Raw genomic sequence first — 16,738 nt, 5'->3', positions numbered from 1 at the left:
CGTGCACGTATTTACTGCACCGCACGGCATGGGTGCACGGTGCGGCATGGGCGACCATCCCCGGCCTGCCACGGAGACATCCATGTTCAACACCCTGCTGGTCGCCCTCGACGGCGGCCCCCAGCACGCACGCGTGCTGGACCTCGCTGCGGCCATCGCCGGCCCACGCAGCCGCCTGCACCTGCTGTGCGTGCTCGACCCCGAATTCGCGCTGGCCGCCGATGCCAGCGAGGCCGACCGCATCGAATACCCGCAAGCCGCGCACCAACGCTCACGTGCCGAAGCGGTGCTGGCCGAAGCGCTGGCCGAACTGCGCGAACGCGGCGTCGACGCCATCGCGCAGATTCCCTCCGGCGAACCCGGCGAAGTGATCAGCGAGCAGGCCCGCCGCCTGAAGTGCGATCTGATCGTCATCGGGCATCGCCACCTGTCCCGGCTGCAACGCCTGTTCGAACCATCGATCGGGCAATGGACCATCGACCACGCGCCCTGCCCTGTGCTGGTCGAGACCCGCGATGGCTGACCTGCCCCGCTCGGATGGCTGCCAACCAAGGTTGGCAACTACCCAATCCCTGCGCTGCGCCGTCCTGGTAGACGCCAACCTTGGTTGGCACTTCGGGCAGAGGCCGCCAACCAGGCTTGGCAACTACCGGCGCCGCCGGCGCCTCAACAATCCATCGTGCCGTGCGCGTTGCCTTCATCGTCGAGCACGTGCGCATGCAGGATCACCTGATTGCGACCGGCACGTTTGGCGGCATATAGCCCGGCATCGGCATCGGCCAACAGCTGGTCGGCACTGGCCAGGGCCGGCGGATGCAGGAACCCGACGCCGACGCTGATACTGATCGCCCCTTCCGGCAACGGCAGCGCCTCCACCGCCTCGCGCAGGCGTTCGGCCAGCGCCAGCACGCCCGACAGCGAGCTTCCGGACACGATCACCGCGAACTCTTCTCCGCCATAGCGCGCAACACTGTCGCCCGCGCGGCCGGCGGTTGCCTTCAATACAGTCGCCACCGCCTGCAGACAGCGGTCTCCGGCAGGATGGCCGTACTGGTCGTTGAACGCCTTGAAGTGGTCGATGTCGACCAGCAGCAGGGCCAACTCGCTGCCACTGCGGCGCGCCCGGTTCCATTCGCCCAGCAGCGCCGCATCGAACTGCCGACGGTTGGCCACCCCGGTCAGGCCGTCCAGTCGCGCCAGCTGGTCCAGCGCCGCCTGCCGCTCCATCAGATCGGTCTGCAGCAGGATGCTGCGCAGGCCGAAGCCCAGCGTTGCCACCACGAACCCCGCCACCGCCAGCGGTCGCGCATGATCCACCACCAGGGTGCCGACCACCAGCAGCAGCAGCGGCAGGATCATCGGGCCAGCGGCCTGCACCGTGCGGGCCATCCGCGGATGCGGCACGAATGCCGGAGCCAGCGCCTGGCTCAGCGCCAACAGGGCCAGCAGCAGGAACGGCAGGTCGATCAGCAGGTCGTTGTAGGCACCGAACGCATCGCCGGAGGTGTAGTGGTTGATGTAGTACGCCACCAGCAGATAGGCCAGCGCATACAACGCCAGCACGCGGAAGAAGCTGCGCCGCTCGGGGATGTCACCGGCCAGCCAACGCACCACCGCAAAGCCCGCGATGCACAGGTTCTGGATATCGAACATCCGTTGCATGTGGGCCAGCGCCAATGGATCGTTCTCGACACGGTCGGCGAAGGACTGCGTGTGTACGAAGAACAGCACGCCCAGCAGCGCGGCCATCGCCGCGTCGATCAGGCTGATGCTGAGCCGCTCGCGCCGTGCGCGGGCCAGGATGAACACCAGGGGCACCCCGTACAGCACGTACAGGAACAGGCTTGCCCGCGGGGTGATGTCGGCGCGGCCGGCTCCCAACGCGTCGATCATGTTGAGGGCCATGCCGCCGGCCCACAGCAGCAAAGCCAGCGCGGTGGCACGCCAGCCCAGCGCCGCCTGATCGCGGCGCGCCCGCCAGAGGCAGGCCGCCGCCGCCAGCAACGGGGCGCCGGTCAGGAAGACAAAGGATCCCGCCCCAGCGGGCCCCGGCCACAGGGTCAGCACCAGGCCATGGCACAGCACATACAGCAGCGCCAGCACTACCGGCATGCATCCCCCGATCGACAGGACCGTACGCGCGGACGATAGCCCCGCCTGCGCCACGGCCACGTAAAAAAAGGGGACGGAGGGAATTAAGTCGTTTACGCCTAAAACGACTTAATTCCCTCCGTCCCCTTTTTGGCGGTCAGCCGTGCAGGGCGCGGGCGTGGTGGGCGATGTGCTCGCCGATGAAGCTGCTGATGAAGTAGTAGCTGTGGTCGTAACCGGGCTGAAGGCGCAGGGTCAACGGATGGCCAGCCGCATCGCAGGCCGCCTGCAGGCGCTGTGGCTGCAGTTGGGTCTGCAGGAACTCGTCGGCGTCGCCCTGGTCAACCAGCAGCGGCAGCCGCTCGGAGGCCGTGGCCAGCAGCGCGCATGTGTCCCACTGCGCCCAGTCCGCCGGGTTGTCGCCCAGATAGGCGCTGAACGCCTTCTGCCCCCATGGCACATGGCTGGGCGCAACGATCGGCGAGAACGCCGACACACTGCGGTAGCGCCCCGGGTTGCGCAGCGCGATCACCAGCGCGCCATGGCCGCCCATCGAATGGCCACTGATGCCACGGGCACCGGTGACCGGGAAATTCGCTTCGATCAGTGCCGGCAGCTCCTGCGCCACGTAGTCGTGCATGCGGTAGTGCTTCGCCCAGGGCGTGCGGGTGGCATTGAGGTAGAACCCTGCGCCCTTGCCGAGATCATAGCCATCGGCGTCGGCCACGTCCTCGCCACGCGGGCTGGTATCGGGCGCGACGATGATCACCCCGTGCTCGGCCGCGTAGCGCTGCGCACCGGCCTTGGTGATGACGTTCTGCTCGGTACAGGTCAGACCGCTCAGCCAGTACAGCACCGGCAACTTCTGCGTTTCCGCCTGTGGCGGCAGGTAAACGGCGAACTGCATGTCGCAGCCCAGCGTGGTCGAATGATGGCGGTAGACGTCCTGCCAGCCGCCGAAACAGGCGCGATGTTCAATGCGTTCCATGGTGTTCTCCTGCACGGCGCGTCAGCGCACGCGTGTTCCGGTAGATGCCGACCTTGGTCGGCCTATCCACGCACCGCGTGGATCCCTTTGTTGATCAGTTCATCCAGCTGCGACAGCAGGCGCAGCAATGGCTCGACACCGGGTTGCCCGTCCAGGTTACGGTACGCCGCCACCGCCACTTGGCTGCGCGGCGGCCATTGGCCGCCTGCACGAGCTTCGTGCAGACGTGGCAGGAACACCTGCACCAACCAGTGCTCGAACGGCATCTCGTCGATGCCGAAGGGTGAATCCACCGCGCGCGGCGAGCCGACGTCACCCTCGAGCCAGCCCAGCCCCCGCAGCGCCTGCTCGATCGGATCGACCAGGGCCGCGCGCGGATCGTCCGCACGCGGCCTGCGCAGGGCATCGAACCAGCCCACGCCGCGGTTCAGTAGTGGACCACCGAACGGATCGACTTGCCTTCATGCATCAGGTCGAAGGCTTCGTTGATCTTGTCCAGGTCCATGGTGTGGGTAACGAACGGCGCCAGTTCGATATCGCCCTTCATCGCGTCCTCGACCATGCCCGGCAGCTGGCTGCGGCCCTTCACGCCACCGAAGGCGGTACCCATCCACTTGCGGCCGGTCACCAGCTGGAACGGACGGGTGGAGATTTCCTGGCCCGAGCCGGCCACGCCGATCACCACGCTCTGGCCCCAGCCACGGTGCGCGCATTCCAGCGCCGCACGCATCACGTTGACGTTGCCGATGCACTCGAAGCTGTGGTCGACGCCCCAGGTGGTCATTTCAACGATGACCTGCTGGATCGGCGTGTCGAAGTCCTTCGGGTTGATGCAGTCGGTGGCGCCGAATTCGCGGGCCAGCTCGAACTTGGATGGATTGGTATCCACCGCGATGATGCGGCCGGCCTTGGCCTGGCGCGCCCCCTGGATCACCGCCAGGCCGATGCCGCCGAGGCCGAACACCGCCACGCTGTCACCTTCCTGCACCTTGGCGGTGTTGTGCACCGCGCCGATGCCGGTGGTGACACCGCAGCCGAGCAGGCAGACGTGCTCCGGGTTGGCGTCCGGGTTGATCTTGGCCAGCGACACTTCGGCCACCACGGTGTACTCGCTGAAGGTCGAGCAGCCCATGTAGTGGTACAGCGGCTCGCCGTTGTAGCTGAAACGGCTGGTGCCGTCGGGCATCACGCCCTTGCCCTGGGTGGCGCGCACGGCCACGCAGAGATTGGTCTTGCCGCTCTTGCAGAACAGGCACTCGCCACACTCGGCGGTGTACAGCGGAATCACGTGGTCGCCCGGCTTGACGCTGGTCACGCCCTCGCCCACTTCCACCACGATGCCGGCACCTTCATGGCCCAGCACCACCGGGAACAGGCCTTCCGGATCGTCACCGGACAGGGTGAACGCATCGGTGTGGCAGATACCGGTGTGGGTGATCTTGACCAGCACTTCGCCCGCTTTCGGCGGGGCGACGTCGATCTCGACGATCTGCAGCGGCTGGCCGGGACCAAAGGCGACGGCGGCACGGGACTTCATGGTGGACTCTCCGGATACGTAAGGGAAACAGGATGCGCGGCGCTGTGTTGCGCCGTCGTTTATTTCAGGTAAGAGCGGATCAGTGCGCTCATGTCGCGCACGCGTTCGGCGCGCTGTTCATCAGACGCCGCGGGCTGGCCGAACTCCTCGCGCAGATGGGCCTCCATCACCTCGGACATCAGGCCGTTGACCGCGCCACGGATGGCGGCGATCTGCTGCAGCACTGGCCCGCAGTCGGCTCCGGCTTCCAGCGCGCGGTCCAGCGCATCGCACTGGCCGCGGATGCGGCGCACGCGGGCCAGGACCTTCTTCTTCTCTTCGGGGGAGTGCGGCATGGCGGGGCCAACCAGAAACTATACTGGGGGATAGTATACACACCGCATTTCCGGACTCAATCCCGGGGCCTCAGTCGAAGGCGCCCTGACCTGCCATCCGCGCCAGTTCATCCACCACGTAACGCACCTTCGGCCGCAGGTGGCGGGTCGGCGGCCACAGCGCATGGATGTCGATGTACCGCTGCATGTGCGCATCCAGCACCGACTGCAGCGCACCCGATTGCAGATGGCCGCGCACCAGTGAAATGGGCATCTGGCAGATGCCCAGCCCGGCAAGAGCGCCTTCGATCACCGCATCGCCATCGTTGAGTTGGTAGGCCGCATTGGGGATGAACGTCCCTTCCGCATCGTCACTGCCGATCCGCCACGCCACCGGCTGGCCGTGGCGGAAGCCGACGATGCTGCGGTGCTCAGCCAGCTGCTCTACGGTGCGCGGCACGCCGTGCATCTGCAGATACTCCGGCGACGCGCAAGTGACCAGGCGCTGGCGCCCGAGCCGTCGCGCCACCAGGTGCTCGGCGTGATGCAACCCGCCAAAGCGGATCAGCAGATCGATGCCCTCCTCGATCGGATCGACGAAATGGTCGGTGAAGGTCATCGTCAGCTGCAGATCCGGATATTGCCGGCACAGCCGAAGCAGCACCGGCAGCACCATCAGCCGACCGAACGAGGACGGCATGTCGATGCGCAGCCGCCCACTGGGCAGGCCGCCCGAGCCGAGGCAGGCCTCGGCGGCGGAAATCTCCTCCAGCGCCGCTGCGCAGGAGGCATGGTAGGCCTCGCCGTCGGTGGTCAGCGCGATGCGCCGCGTGGTGCGATGGAACAGGCGCACGCCCAACCGCGCTTCCAGCCGGGCGATGGCCTTGCCCACCGCCGAGCGCGAGATGCCCAGCGCGTCGGCAGCCTCGGTGAAGCTGCCCGAGCGTGCCGTGGTGACGAAGGTCACCAGGCCATTCAAGGATTCCAGCGGCGGTATCATTCTTCGCACTCCATTGGGGACAAATAGTCCCGTACCCAGGGAGATCGAAGCGCTTTATGCGCCCGCATGTCAACTCCATCCTGTATGCATGGCGCCGACGGCGCCCCTCCCCCGCATCGAGATGACCGACATGACCGCCGCCCTGTTCCAACCGTTCGACCTGGCAGGCACCGCCCTGCGCAACCGCATCGCGATGGCGCCGATGACCCGCGCCCGCAACCCCGGTACGGTCGCCAACGCACTCACCGCGCAGTACTACCGGCAGCGTGCCAGCGCCGGCCTGATCATCAGCGAAGGCACGCCGGTCTCACCGCAGGGCCAGGGCTACATCGACGTGCCGGGCATCTGGTCCGACGAACAGGTGGCTGGCTGGAAGCTCGTCACCGAGGCCGTGCATGCGGCACAGGGTGCGATCTTCGCCCAGCTCTGGCATGTCGGCCGCATGTCGCACGCGTCGCTGCAGCCCAATGGCGGGCAGCCGGTCAGCGCCGGCACCCGCCCGGTGGCCAGCGCACCGAAGAACACCTCGTTCGTGTACCTGGCCGACGGCAGCCGCGGCCATGCCGACCCGACCCCGGCACGTGCACTGGATACCGCAGAGATTCCCGGCATCGTCGCCGACTTCGTGCGCGGCGCCAACAACGCGATCGCCGCCGGCTTCGACGGCATCGAGCTGCATGCTGCCAATGGCTATCTGTTCGAGCAGTTCCTCAACCCGCTCATCAACCAGCGAGAGGACCGCTATGGCGGCTCGCTGCCGAACCGTGCGCGGCTGATCCTGGAGACCGTCGATGCGATGGCCGAGCGCATCGGTGCGCATCGCGTCGGCGTGCGCCTGGCGCCGAACAACCTCACCTTCGACATGCCCTACTACGCCGACAACGAAGTCACCTATCTGTACCTGGCCGAAGAACTGGGCAAGCGCGGCCTGGCCTACGTGCACCTCAACGACAATCTGCAGCAGGGTGAATCGGTGCTGGGTGAGGCGTTCCTGCAGCAGTTCAAGCAGACCTACGGCGGCACGCTGATCCTGGCCGGCGGCATGACCCGCACGCGCGCCCTGCAGCTGGTCGAAGCCGGCACCATCGATCTGGCCGCGTTCGGCCAACCATTCATCGCCAATCCGGATCTGGTCGAGCGCCTGCGGCACGACATCGCGCTGGCCTCGCCCGATCGCAGCACCTATTACGGCGGCGGCGAGGAAGGCTACCTGGATTACCCGGCCGCGGGCTGACCGCGCAAGGGGTCGGACAGCGGCCAATCCCAGTGTTCCGACCCCTCGCTTCAGGTGCCGGCGATTCCTGCCGTGCGGGCCCGGAAGCAGCAGCTGCCACCGCGGTGGAGCGGCCTGCCAGTCACCACGGCAGGGGCACCGCTTCGCCGTTGGCGCGCTCGCCGTAGTACAGCGACGGCAGCAGCCGCGACAGGAAACTGAACTCGGTATAGCAGTGCTTGAGCAGGCCCAGGCCAACCGCATCGCTGGCATCGTACTGCGGATCAGCGCTGTCCAGGCCAAGCATGAAGCGGCTGCGCAGCACGCAGCCAAACGGCGTGTCGCGCGCGACGTGCAGCATCTGCCCATCGCAGGGATCACCGTGCGCGTCCAGGCGCACGTGATCACCGAAGCCGATGCGCGCGGCGATCACCGCTGACACAGTACCCGCGTCCTGTGCCGCCTGCAGCCGCTCGGGCGACAGCAACGTGCGTGGGTCATGGAACTTCAGCCGCGCCGCTACCGGCGGAATGTCGGCCAGCGATTCCACGGCGTGGATGCTGGCGCCGTGGTAGCTGCGTCCACGCTGCCAGGCTTCGTCCCAGCCACGGTGCTCGACATGATCGAGCGGATGCCACCAGCGGATGTGCTGGGTGGTCTCGAAGAAGGTGAACCACCAGTCCAGCATGCGGCCCTTGCAGCCGTGCAGATCGGTACGCACCGCCACCCACAGAGTGCCGTCCTCGCGGCGCTGGATGCCGGTCTCCAGGTGCATCGGTGCCGGGTCGAGTAGATCGTGGTGGTCAAGCCACGGGCGTGCATTCGCGAGGGTATCCATGGGGTCTCCTGCAGAGTGGGGAGATCGGACAATACGGAAACGCACAACGTTTCTCAATTGATCGAATGCGGTAAGATGGGCGCAATGAACAGCACCGCCCTGCCCGAGCCCCCATCGCTGACCCGCCGCCGTGGACGCCCCGCGCGACCGGAAGCCGAGGTCCGCCACGCCGTGCTGCAGGCCGCGCTGGACCTGCTGCTGGCGCAGGGTTACGAGGCCACTACCATCGAGGCGGTGGCCACGCACGCCGGGGTGGCGAAGAAGACGGTGTACCGCCACGCCAGCAACCGCGAGGCGCTGGTGGGGCTGGCGGTTCGCGAGTGGACCGACGGCTTCGCACCGCAGCTGCAACGCGACGCACGCGATGCCGACGAGGTACTGCCATTGCTGCACGACATCCTGCAGGCGGTGTGCGCGCAGGCATTGTCAGCGCAGGCGGTGCGGGTATTCCGCCTGTTGACCACCGACTTCCCGGGCAAGGACGCGCTGCTGCGGGCCTACCTCGACAACGGCATCGGTCGCGGTCGCGCACTGCTGGCCGATTGGCTGCGGCGGCAGCAGCAGCGCGGGCTGCTGCGCGCCGGTGATCCAGAACGGATGGCGCGTCTGGTGCTGTCCATGGCCGTGGCCGAACCCCTACGCGAACGCGCTATCGGCGTGGTTGCCGAAGACGCGTCGGTGGATGTGCACCTGTGTGAGTGCCTGCACCTGATGGAACCGATGCTGCAGGCTTCGTAGCGTGGCCTTATCCACGCATGGCGTGAATCTGCTGTGCAACGACGTCCACGCATGGCGAGGTCCAAATGGGCATGCGGCGATGGTCAGTAGATCCACGCCATGCGTGGATGCGACTCACTGCGATTCACTCCCGCAGCATATCCACGAACGCGCGCAGCGCGCCGGGCATCTGCCGTTGCTTCGGGTAATACAGCGCGAAGCCGGCGAACGGTTCGCTCCAGTCTTCCAGCACCGCCACCAGCTGCCCCGATTCGAGGTACGGCCGCGCGGTGTCCTCCAACACGTACGCCAGGCCAATGCCATCAAGGACCGCGCCGACCACCGTGCCCTGCTCGCCCAGCGTCAGCCGCCCGGGCACGTCGACTTCCAGCGCCTGCCCGTTGCGCTCGAACTGCCACTTGTACAGATGCCCACTGGCGAAGCGGAAACGCACACACTCGTGCGCGGCGAGGTCGCGCGGATGCTGGGGCGCCGGACGCCGCCGCAGATACGCCGGCGAACCGACGATCAGCCCGCGCAGCGGCGGCCCCATCGGCACCGCCACCATGTCCTCGGGCACGAATTCGTGCAGGCGCACGCCGGCGTCGTAGCCTTCGGCCACGATATCGACCAGGCCATCATTCTCGGTAAGCTCCACCCGCACGTCCGGATGCGCGTGCAGGAAACGCGCCAGCCGTGGTCCCAGCTGCGTCGCCACCGCCGCGCGCGTCGCATTGATGCGCAGCAGGCCCGCCGGCGCGGCACGGAACTGGTTCATTTCTTCCAGCGCGTCATGCACCTGCCCCAGCGCCGGTTGCAGACGCTCCAACAGGCGCTGCCCCGCTTCGGTCAGGGCCACGCTGCGGGTGGTGCGATGGAACAGGCCCACCCCCAGCCGTTCTTCCAGCGCGCGGATGGCGTAGCTGACCGCTGAGGTCGACAGCGCCAGCTCGGCACCGGCGCGGCGGAAGCTGCGATGGCGTGCAACCGCGGCGAAGGCGGCCAGATGCGAGAGGTTGTCAGTGGCCATGATTGTGCAGTTTCACTTGATGAATCATGCCGATATCCGGGCTTCTTGCCGCTGGGTACGCAGCGTATTGTAAAACGCCTTTCGACAAACCCTGCCAAGGATTCCCCATGTCCCTCGCCCGTGGTTACGCCGCCCATTCACATACCGACCCGCTGATCCCGTACGACTTCGAGCGCCGCGCGGTCGGCCCGGACGATGTGCGCATCGAGATCCTGTACAGCGGCATCTGCCACTCCGACCTGCACCAGGCCCGCGACGACTGGGGCGGCTCGATCTACCCGATGGTGCCGGGCCACGAGATCATCGGTCGCGTGACCGAGGTCGGCAGCAACGTCACCCGCTTCAAGGTCGGCGACCACGCCGGCGTCGGCTGCATGGTCGACTCCTGCCGCCACTGCGATGCCTGTGAGCACGATCTGGAGCAGTACTGCGCCGAAGGTGCAACCTGGACCTACAACGGCCGCGAACGCGAAAGCGGCGCGCCGACCTACGGCGGCTATTCCGACCACGTGGTGGTCGAACAGCGCTTCGTGGTGAAGGTGTCCGATACCCTGGACCTGAAGGCCGCCGCCCCGCTGCTGTGTGCCGGCATCACCACCTGGTCGCCGCTGCGCCACTGGAAGGTCGGCCCAGGCCAGAAGGTCGGCGTGATCGGCCTCGGTGGCCTCGGCCACATGGGCGTGAAGTTCGCCAAGGCGCTCGGCGCGCACGTGGTGATGATCACCACCACGCCGGAAAAGGGTGCCGACGCCAAGCGCCTGGGCGCCGATGAAGTGCTGGTCTCGCGCGATGCCGCGCAGATGAAGGCGCACGCCGGCAGCTTCGACTTCCTGCTCAACACCATTCCGGTCGGCCATGACACCAACCCGTACATGGGCCTGCTCAAGCGCGAGGCCACCATGTGCCTGGTCGGCGTGTTGACCGAACTGGACCCGCCGCTGACCGGTGGCAGCGTCATCTTCGGCCGCAAGCACCTGACCGGCTCGGCAATCGGCGGCATGGCCGAAACCCAGGAAATGATGGACTTCTGCGCCGAGCACGGCATCGTCAGCGACGTCGAAATGATCGACATCAAGAACGTCAACGAGGCCTGGGAGCGCATGGCGAAGAACGATGTGCGCTACCGCTTCGTGATCGACATGGCGACGCTGCCGAACGCCGCCTGACAGCCGGCGCTGCGCAAAACGAAAAAACCCCGGCGATGCCGGGGTTTTTTCTGCAGGTAGTGCCGGGGGCGGGGCGGCCCCCCCCCCCCCCCCCCCGCCCCCCCCCCGCCCCCCCCCCGCCCCCCCCCCCCCCCACCCCCCCCCCTGTTGTTTGGGGGGGCGGGGGGGGGGGGGGGGGGGGGGGGGGGGGGGGGTGGGGGGGGGGGCCCCCCCCCCCCCCCCCCACTACCGGGTTTTTGTGCCACGACCAACGGTCGTGGCCTGCCGGTTTGGTGGGTATCGACCGTTGGTCGATACGCCCTACAACCACTTAGCGCGCTTGAACAACCGGTACAGGCCCACGCATACGCCGCCCACGCCAACGATCATCATCGGGTAGGACCACGGTTCGCTCAGCTCCGGCATGTGACTGAAGTTCATGCCATACCAGCTGGTGATCAGCGTCGGCGCGGCCAGCAGGGCGGCCCAGGCACCAAGACGCTTGACCGTCTCACCCTGCGCCAGCGTCACCAGCGACAGGTTCACGCTCAGCGCGGTGCCCAGCATCTCGCGCAGGGTGTCGATCACATCGCTGATGCGCACCGCGTGGTCGTGCACGTCGCGCACGTACAGTTTCACTTCGTCCGGGATCAGGTCGCCCTGGTACCGCCTGATCTGCGCCAGCACATCCTGCAGCGGCGCCACCGCCATGCGCATCTTGTTCAGTTCGCGCTTGAGCTCGTACAGGCGCACCACGGTGCTGCGCTTGTAGTTGTCGGCGAAGATGTCTTTTTCCAGCAGATCCAGCGTGTCGCGGAAGCGGTGCACGATCGGCAGGTAGTTGTCGACCACGAAGTCGGCGACGGCGTACAGGCAGTACGACGGTCCCATCTTCAACAGCTGCGGCTCGCGCTCCACCCGCGCACGCACCGGCGCGTAGGACAGCGATGCACCATGGCGCACGGTTACCAGGAAGCGCGGGCCGAGGAAGGCGTGGGTTTCGCCGTACTGGATGCGCTCCTCGACCATCTGCGCAGTGGTGACCACCACGAACAACGAGTTGCCGTAGGTCTCGACCTTGGGCCGCTGGTGCGCGTTGCGCGCATCCTCGATGGCCAGGTCGTGCAGGCAGAATTCCTCCTGCAGTTTCAGCAGCACATCTTCATTGGGATCGTACAGGCCGACCCAGACGAAGCCGTTGCCACTGGCGATGACATCGCTGATGGCGTCCAGGCTGATGTCGTGGCGTTTGCCTTCGTCATCGTAGTGGACGCAGTTGATGACGCAGGTGGGGTTGGCCGAAGCGGGGGCCGAAGCGGAGGCGGGCAATGACATGCCCGCCATCGTGCGTCAGCGCCGTGTTTCGGACAAGTGAGGACGACGCCCCAGCACCCAGGCCAGCGCCGCATGGACCGGCAGCAGCAGCACGATCCACTGCGTGTTGTACTGCGCCTGCAGGCTCAGCCAGTGCAGCACCAGCGCAGCCACCGCCTGGATCGCCAGCAGCCACAGCACGATCCTGAACATGCGTCCTGGCACGCGCCGGCGCAGCAGGGCGATCGCACCCGGCAGCAGCAGCACCGCCAGCGGCGAAAGCAGCAGCAGGTTGCGGTTGGCCCAGGCGGCGTAGTGGATGCTGAAGCCCCACAGGAACACCAGCACGCCGCCGAACAGGGCGCTCAGCAGCCAGAACGGCAGGGCCAGCCCGGCCAGCAGGCGTGGGCGCCTGCGCAGCGCCAGGACACCGCCGGCCACGGCCAGGCCGAGCAGCAGCCACGGCCACCAGCGGCGCGCCGATTCCTTCGGCTCCGGATCAATGCGGTGCGGCAGAAGTTCCTGTTCGGACTGCACCAGCGGGCGGCCATCGCTGTTGCGGGCCTGGCGCAGCGCGTCGGCCAGGCGCATCGGCACGAAGGCTTCCTGCCAGCGCGACAGTGGCTGGTCGGCGAACGGCCCCAGGCCAAGATCGAAGCCCAGCCACATCCACGGTGCCGGCGAGGCCAGGCGCACCGATTCGCTGCGGTAGGTATTGCCGCGCGAGCGCCCCGACAGCTGCGATTGCAGGCCACCGTCGAGCGCCTTGTCCAGGCTGTCGCGCACCATCGTGGCGCAGTTGGCGGTGTAGTAATCGTAGTGGTAGCGCGCATTTTCCGGCTTGGCCCGTTCGGCCAGGTCGGCGGCCAGGGCACGCGCCTGGTCGGGGCGCAGGTCCAGCCACTGCACGCTGGCGCCGCGGCCGGTCTCGTCGTAGTACGACAGGTCCTGCTGCAGCGGCAGCGCCACCAGGTAATACATCATGTCGCCGCGCACGAAGCGACCGATGAAATCCTCCTCGGACGGATCGAAGTAGCCGAAGTTGTACGAGGTCGCCTCGCCGCTGACCGGATCGAGCACGACGATGGCGTCGTGGCCGAAGCGTTCGAAGAACACCGTGCCCGGCTGCATGGTCACCACGCCGATGCGCGGGACCGGCGCTTCGGTGCTGGCAGTGGGCGTGCCAGGCGCGGCCGCCGCCGGCTGCGCGGACGCGGCCAACGGCAGGGTCATGGCCAGCACGCACAGTGCCAGCCACACCGTCAGGAGGAGGCCGCGGCGCTTCAAGCGTCGTCCTGCGCGTCCGGCGCCAGTACGGTCACGTGGAAGGCCTGCACCCGGCGCGCGTCGGCGCGGGCCACACGGAACAGGAAGCGGTCCAGTGCCAGTTCGTCGCCGACTTCCGGCAGATGACCGACCGCCTCGGTGACCAGGCCGCCGATGGTGTCGTAGTCCTCGTCGGAGAAGGTCGCGCCGAAACGCTCGTTGAAGTCGCCGATCGGGGTCAGTGCATCGACCACGTACTGGCCGTCGGACTGGATGGCGATCTGCGCCGACGGATCCTCGGCCTCGTCATGCTCGTCGTCGATCTCGCCGACGATCTGCTCCAGCACGTCCTCGATGGTGACCAGGCCGGCGACACCGCCGTACTCGTCGACCACGATCGCCATGTGGTTGCGCGACAGGCGGAATTCCTTCAGCAGCACGTTGAGCTTCTTGGCCTCGGGAATCAGCACCGCCGGGCGCAGCAGCTCGCGCACGTTGGCCGGGCCGTTGTCGGCGACCACGCCGCGCAGCAGGTCCTTGGCCAGCAGGATGCCGAGAATGTCGTCCTTGTTCTCGCCGTGCACCGGGAAGCGCGAATGGCCGGATTCGACCACCTGCTTCATCAGTTCCAGGAAGGGCGCCTCGACCGGCAGCGAGACCATCTGCGAGCGCGAGATCATCACGTCGCCCACGGTCAGCTCAGCGACCGAAATGGCACCTTCCATCATCTTCAAGGTATCGGCGGCGATCAGTCCCTCTTCCTGCGCGGTGTGCAGCACAGCGACCAGCTCGTCGCGGGTATGGGGTTCGCCGGAGAAGGCGGAGGTCAGGCGTTCGAGCCAGCCGCGCTTCTTTTCACTGGGCTCCTGCGAGGAGCTACTACTGTCGTCTTCTGACATCTCTGGAAAAAGGGCACCCGGCAAGCCGGGCGTTGGCCCAAGTCTAGCAGGATGTGGGGGCCTGTCAGTGGCCGTCGCCGCCGGGGCCGGTGATCGGCGGCGGCGCCAGTTCAGGGCGGGCCGGCGCCTGTTCCTCGGGCAGGTCCAGGCTGTAGGTGCAGCCGGCCAGGGTCCTGCCGGGGTGGGAGGCGACGGTGGAGACGCTGAGAATGATCGACTCGATCCGGGCCTCGCCGCTCTTCGCATCGGCGACATCGCGGCTGACCAGCTCGCGGCCGGCCATGAACTTGCCGTCCTGGTCGTAGCCGGTCTCCAGCCCCAGCCGCTGGGCCAGCGGACGCGGGTCGGCCTCGTCGAGGATGGCCATCACGCTGGATCCGGCCACCGCAACGAGCTCGGTACGGCTGCCGAATACGGTGATCGGCTGGGCCAGCCGGTACTCGCTCATGAACCGGTTGCCCTGCGGCAACGGCTGCAGGCCCTGGGCCACGGCCTTGAGCGGGTCGTCCAGCAGGGGCGCCAGCGCGGCCCGCTCGGCCACGCTCTGGCGGCATTCGATCAGGGCCGGCAGGTCCAGCGCGGAGGCCGGGGCGGATGCGGCAAGCAGCAGGGGCAGGGCAGTACGCAGCAGCACGAAGAGGTTTCCGTTGTGGCGCCGAGCCCATGCTCGGCTGCATTTCGGTCAGGTCCGGTGGAAGCTGCCGAGCGCAGGCTCGGCGCTACAAAGGCAGGTTCAGCGCTCGCCGGCGTACGGGTCGGCGATGCCGAGCTCGGCCAGGATCTCGCGCTCCAGCTGTTCCATCGCGTCGGCTTCCTTGTCGTCTTCGTGGTCCCAGCCGAGCAGGTGCAGCACGCCATGCACGGTCAGGTGCGCGTAGTGGGCGTTGAGCGCCTTGCCCTGTTCATCGGCCTCGCGCGCCACCACCGGTGCACAGATCACCAGGTCGCCCAGCAGCGGGAACTTGACGCCCTTGGGCAGGCCTTCGGGTACCTCGGCCGGGAAACTGAGCACGTTGGTGGCGTAGTCCTTGCCCCGGTAGTGGCGGTTCAGCGACTGCCCTTCCTTGGCATCGACCACGCGGATGGCCAGGTCGGCCTCGCGGATGCGGCCCTTGAGGGCCGCTGCCACCCATTTGCGGAAACTCACCGCCGCCGGCAGGCCTGTGCGCGGCAGGGCATAGCTGACGGCGACGTCCAGTCGCACGGGACCACGGGTCATGGAGTTGCTCCAGGTTGGATCTGATGCAGGTCGCGGCGATCGTAGGCACTGACGATGCGTGCCACCAGCGGATGCCGGACCACGTCGCGCGATTCGAAGAAGGTGAAGCTGACGCCGTCGACATCGCGCAGCACGTCGATGGCATCACGCAGGCCGGACTTCAGGTGCTTGGGCAGGTCGGTCTGGGTCAGATCGCCGGTCACGACCGCAGTGGATCCAAAGCCGAGGCGGGTCAGGAACATCTTCATCTGTTCGATGGTGGTGTTCTGGGCTTCGTCCAGGATCACGAACGCATCGTTGAGCGTACGGCCACGCATGTAGGCCAGCGGCGCGATCTCGATGACGTTCCTTTCCAGCAGCTTGACCACCTTCTCCACACCCATCATCTCGTACAGGGCGTCGTACAGCGGTCGCAGGTAAGGGTCCACCTTCTGGCTCAGGTCGCCGGGCAGGAAGCCGAGCTTCTCGCCGGCCTCCACCGCCGGGCGTACCAGGATCAGGCGCTGCACCCGCGATTCGTTCAGGGCTTCCACCGCGCTGGCCACGGCCAGGAAGGTCTTGCCGGTGCCGGCCGGGCCGACGCCGAAATTGATGTCGTGGGTGGCGATCTGGTGCAGGTAGCGGCCCTGGTTGGCACCGCGGCCGCGCACCGTACCGCGCTTGACCTTGATCGCCACGTCCTGCGCGTCATAGGAGCGCTCGGCGATCTGCTCGATATTGGCCTGCGCCAGGCGCAGGTGGATGGCATGGTTGTCGAAGGTGGTCTCGCCGGCTTCGGCGTACAGTGCCTCGACCAGCTTCTGGGCTTCGACAATGGCCTCGTTCGGCCCGCTGATGCGGAACACGAAGCCACGGTTGGCGATCTCCACGCCGAGCTTGAGCTCGATCTGGCGCAGGTGGCCATCGAAGGGGCCGCACAGGTTGGCCAGTCGCTCGTTGTCTTCCGGCGACAGGGTGAAGTCTCGATGCTCGATGCTTTTCATTGCTTGGGGTGGGGCGGGTTCGCCGTCCACCGCGATGGACTCGGGATGACAAGGTTACGCGCGTGCCGGGCAGGCGGCCAGCATGGGCGTCGGAGCGTGGTGCTCCGCACGGTTCTCCACAGTCCGTGTGGACCGACGTTGCAGAAAGCTGTGGATAGTCCTTCGCAGCGCTTGTGCCACAAGG

Annotated in this window: 18 protein-coding genes; 4 read left to right on the top strand and 14 right to left on the bottom strand. The window is 67.3% G+C overall.

Annotated elements, in window-relative coordinates; translation table 11 throughout:
* Positions 1–82 precede the first annotated feature (82 nt).
* On the top strand, positions 83–523 hold the full coding sequence (locus ABH900_RS06310; RefSeq protein WP_429622048.1) for a universal stress protein: 441 nt from the start codon (positions 83–85) through the stop codon (positions 521–523).
* A 143-nt stretch (positions 524–666) separates the two neighbouring features.
* On the opposite strand, the gene ABH900_RS06305 is transcribed toward ABH900_RS06310, so the two are convergent.
* From ABH900_RS06305 to ABH900_RS06280, 6 genes are all read right to left on the bottom strand, one after another.
* Positions 667–2,112: a GGDEF domain-containing protein gene (locus ABH900_RS06305; RefSeq protein ID WP_429622047.1), complete on the bottom strand. Its 1,446-nt coding sequence runs from the start codon at positions 2,110–2,112 to the stop codon at positions 667–669.
* A 136-nt stretch (positions 2,113–2,248) separates the two neighbouring features.
* Positions 2,249–3,079 carry an S-formylglutathione hydrolase gene (fghA, locus tag ABH900_RS06300; RefSeq protein WP_429622046.1) on the bottom strand — a complete coding sequence of 277 codons (831 nt, stop codon included), beginning with the start codon at positions 3,077–3,079 and terminating at the stop codon, positions 2,249–2,251.
* Between the two features lie 62 nt (positions 3,080–3,141).
* Positions 3,142–3,498 carry a YqcC family protein gene (locus tag ABH900_RS06295; RefSeq protein ID WP_429622045.1) on the bottom strand — a complete coding sequence of 119 codons (357 nt, stop codon included), beginning with the start codon at positions 3,496–3,498 and terminating at the stop codon, positions 3,142–3,144.
* Between the two features lie 8 nt (positions 3,499–3,506).
* The gene (locus tag ABH900_RS06290; protein ID WP_429622044.1) at positions 3,507–4,616 is read right to left on the bottom strand and encodes an S-(hydroxymethyl)glutathione dehydrogenase/class III alcohol dehydrogenase; all 1,110 of its coding nucleotides are present in this window, start codon (positions 4,614–4,616) and stop codon (positions 3,507–3,509) included.
* Positions 4,617–4,675: 59 nt separating this feature from the next.
* Complete coding sequence (frmR, locus tag ABH900_RS06285) at positions 4,676–4,951, bottom strand: formaldehyde-responsive transcriptional repressor FrmR (protein ID WP_005411009.1); 276 nt, start codon at positions 4,949–4,951, stop codon at positions 4,676–4,678.
* Positions 4,952–5,021: 70 nt separating this feature from the next.
* Positions 5,022–5,927 (bottom strand): LysR family transcriptional regulator, encoded by a 906-nt coding sequence (locus tag ABH900_RS06280; protein WP_429622337.1) that lies wholly within the window; start codon positions 5,925–5,927, stop codon positions 5,022–5,024.
* 133 nt (positions 5,928–6,060) lie between these two features.
* Between ABH900_RS06280 and ABH900_RS06275 the strand changes: the two genes are divergently transcribed.
* Positions 6,061–7,164, top strand: coding sequence for an alkene reductase (locus tag ABH900_RS06275; protein ID WP_429622043.1), 1,104 nt, complete (start codon positions 6,061–6,063; stop codon positions 7,162–7,164).
* 121 nt (positions 7,165–7,285) lie between these two features.
* Here ABH900_RS06275 and ABH900_RS06270 read toward each other — a convergent pair whose 3' ends face one another.
* Entirely contained in the window at positions 7,286–7,981 is a 696-nt protein-coding gene (locus tag ABH900_RS06270) for a DAPG hydrolase family protein (protein WP_429622042.1), read from the bottom strand.
* A gap of 75 nt (positions 7,982–8,056) precedes the next feature.
* Between ABH900_RS06270 and ABH900_RS06265 the strand changes: the two genes are divergently transcribed.
* Positions 8,057–8,719 (top strand): TetR/AcrR family transcriptional regulator, encoded by a 663-nt coding sequence (locus ABH900_RS06265; RefSeq protein ID WP_429622041.1) that lies wholly within the window; start codon positions 8,057–8,059, stop codon positions 8,717–8,719.
* Positions 8,720–8,843: 124 nt separating this feature from the next.
* Here ABH900_RS06265 and ABH900_RS06260 read toward each other — a convergent pair whose 3' ends face one another.
* Positions 8,844–9,728, bottom strand: a complete 885-nt coding sequence (locus tag ABH900_RS06260) for a LysR family transcriptional regulator (RefSeq protein ID WP_429622040.1) — start codon at positions 9,726–9,728, stop codon at positions 8,844–8,846.
* A gap of 107 nt (positions 9,729–9,835) precedes the next feature.
* Between ABH900_RS06260 and ABH900_RS06255 the strand changes: the two genes are divergently transcribed.
* On the top strand, positions 9,836–10,894 hold the full coding sequence (locus ABH900_RS06255) for an NAD(P)-dependent alcohol dehydrogenase (RefSeq protein ID WP_429622039.1): 1,059 nt from the start codon (positions 9,836–9,838) through the stop codon (positions 10,892–10,894).
* Between the two features lie 300 nt (positions 10,895–11,194).
* Here the strand turns inward: ABH900_RS06255 and ABH900_RS06250 are convergent, their stop codons facing one another.
* The 6 genes from ABH900_RS06250 to ABH900_RS06225 form a co-directional block, all read right to left on the bottom strand.
* Positions 11,195–12,217: a magnesium and cobalt transport protein CorA gene (locus ABH900_RS06250; protein ID WP_429622038.1), complete on the bottom strand. Its 1,023-nt coding sequence runs from the start codon at positions 12,215–12,217 to the stop codon at positions 11,195–11,197.
* Positions 12,218–12,223: 6 nt separating this feature from the next.
* Entirely contained in the window at positions 12,224–13,474 is a 1,251-nt protein-coding gene (locus ABH900_RS06245) for a DUF4105 domain-containing protein (RefSeq protein ID WP_429622037.1), read from the bottom strand.
* On the bottom strand, positions 13,471–14,352 hold the full coding sequence (locus ABH900_RS06240) for an HlyC/CorC family transporter (RefSeq protein WP_429622036.1): 882 nt from the start codon (positions 14,350–14,352) through the stop codon (positions 13,471–13,473). Before ABH900_RS06240 ends, ABH900_RS06245 begins: the two co-directional genes overlap by 4 nt.
* 64 nt (positions 14,353–14,416) lie before the next feature.
* The gene (locus ABH900_RS06235) at positions 14,417–14,983 is read right to left on the bottom strand and encodes a hypothetical protein (protein ID WP_429622336.1); all 567 of its coding nucleotides are present in this window, start codon (positions 14,981–14,983) and stop codon (positions 14,417–14,419) included.
* Positions 14,984–15,085: 102 nt separating this feature from the next.
* Positions 15,086–15,571 carry an rRNA maturation RNase YbeY gene (gene ybeY / locus ABH900_RS06230; protein WP_014036587.1) on the bottom strand — a complete coding sequence of 162 codons (486 nt, stop codon included), beginning with the start codon at positions 15,569–15,571 and terminating at the stop codon, positions 15,086–15,088.
* The gene (locus ABH900_RS06225; RefSeq protein WP_429622035.1) at positions 15,568–16,554 is read right to left on the bottom strand and encodes a PhoH family protein; all 987 of its coding nucleotides are present in this window, start codon (positions 16,552–16,554) and stop codon (positions 15,568–15,570) included. The genes ybeY and ABH900_RS06225 overlap by 4 nt, the downstream gene beginning before the upstream one ends.
* Positions 16,555–16,738 lie beyond the last annotated feature (184 nt).

Source organism: Stenotrophomonas sp. AN71 (assembly GCF_050435725.1).
Taxonomy (GTDB): Bacteria; Pseudomonadota; Gammaproteobacteria; order Xanthomonadales; family Xanthomonadaceae; genus Stenotrophomonas.
This window is presented reverse-complemented; position numbering and strand designations above follow the sequence as displayed.

Excerpts from the sequence above, each read along its gene's own strand:
- ABH900_RS06310 (WP_429622048.1), top strand. The coding sequence starts at position 83 with ATGTTCAACACCCTGCTGGTCGCCCTCGACGGCGGCCCCCAGCACGCA.
- ABH900_RS06305 (WP_429622047.1), bottom strand. The coding sequence starts at position 2,112 with ATGCCGGTAGTGCTGGCGCTGCTGTATGTGCTGTGCCATGGCCTGGTG.
- fghA (WP_429622046.1), bottom strand. The coding sequence starts at position 3,079 with ATGGAACGCATTGAACATCGCGCCTGTTTCGGCGGCTGGCAGGACGTC.
- ABH900_RS06290 (WP_429622044.1), bottom strand. The coding sequence starts at position 4,616 with ATGAAGTCCCGTGCCGCCGTCGCCTTTGGTCCCGGCCAGCCGCTGCAG.
- frmR (WP_005411009.1), bottom strand. The coding sequence starts at position 4,951 with ATGCCGCACTCCCCCGAAGAGAAGAAGAAGGTCCTGGCCCGCGTGCGC.
- ABH900_RS06275 (WP_429622043.1), top strand. The coding sequence starts at position 6,061 with ATGACCGCCGCCCTGTTCCAACCGTTCGACCTGGCAGGCACCGCCCTG.
- ABH900_RS06270 (WP_429622042.1), bottom strand. The coding sequence starts at position 7,981 with ATGGATACCCTCGCGAATGCACGCCCGTGGCTTGACCACCACGATCTA.
- ABH900_RS06265 (WP_429622041.1), top strand. The coding sequence starts at position 8,057 with ATGGGCGCAATGAACAGCACCGCCCTGCCCGAGCCCCCATCGCTGACC.
- ABH900_RS06260 (WP_429622040.1), bottom strand. The coding sequence starts at position 9,728 with ATGGCCACTGACAACCTCTCGCATCTGGCCGCCTTCGCCGCGGTTGCA.
- ABH900_RS06255 (WP_429622039.1), top strand. The coding sequence starts at position 9,836 with ATGTCCCTCGCCCGTGGTTACGCCGCCCATTCACATACCGACCCGCTG.
- ABH900_RS06250 (WP_429622038.1), bottom strand. The coding sequence starts at position 12,217 with ATGGCGGGCATGTCATTGCCCGCCTCCGCTTCGGCCCCCGCTTCGGCC.
- ABH900_RS06240 (WP_429622036.1), bottom strand. The coding sequence starts at position 14,352 with ATGTCAGAAGACGACAGTAGTAGCTCCTCGCAGGAGCCCAGTGAAAAG.
- ybeY (WP_014036587.1), bottom strand. The coding sequence starts at position 15,571 with ATGACCCGTGGTCCCGTGCGACTGGACGTCGCCGTCAGCTATGCCCTG.
- ABH900_RS06225 (WP_429622035.1), bottom strand. The coding sequence starts at position 16,554 with ATGAAAAGCATCGAGCATCGAGACTTCACCCTGTCGCCGGAAGACAAC.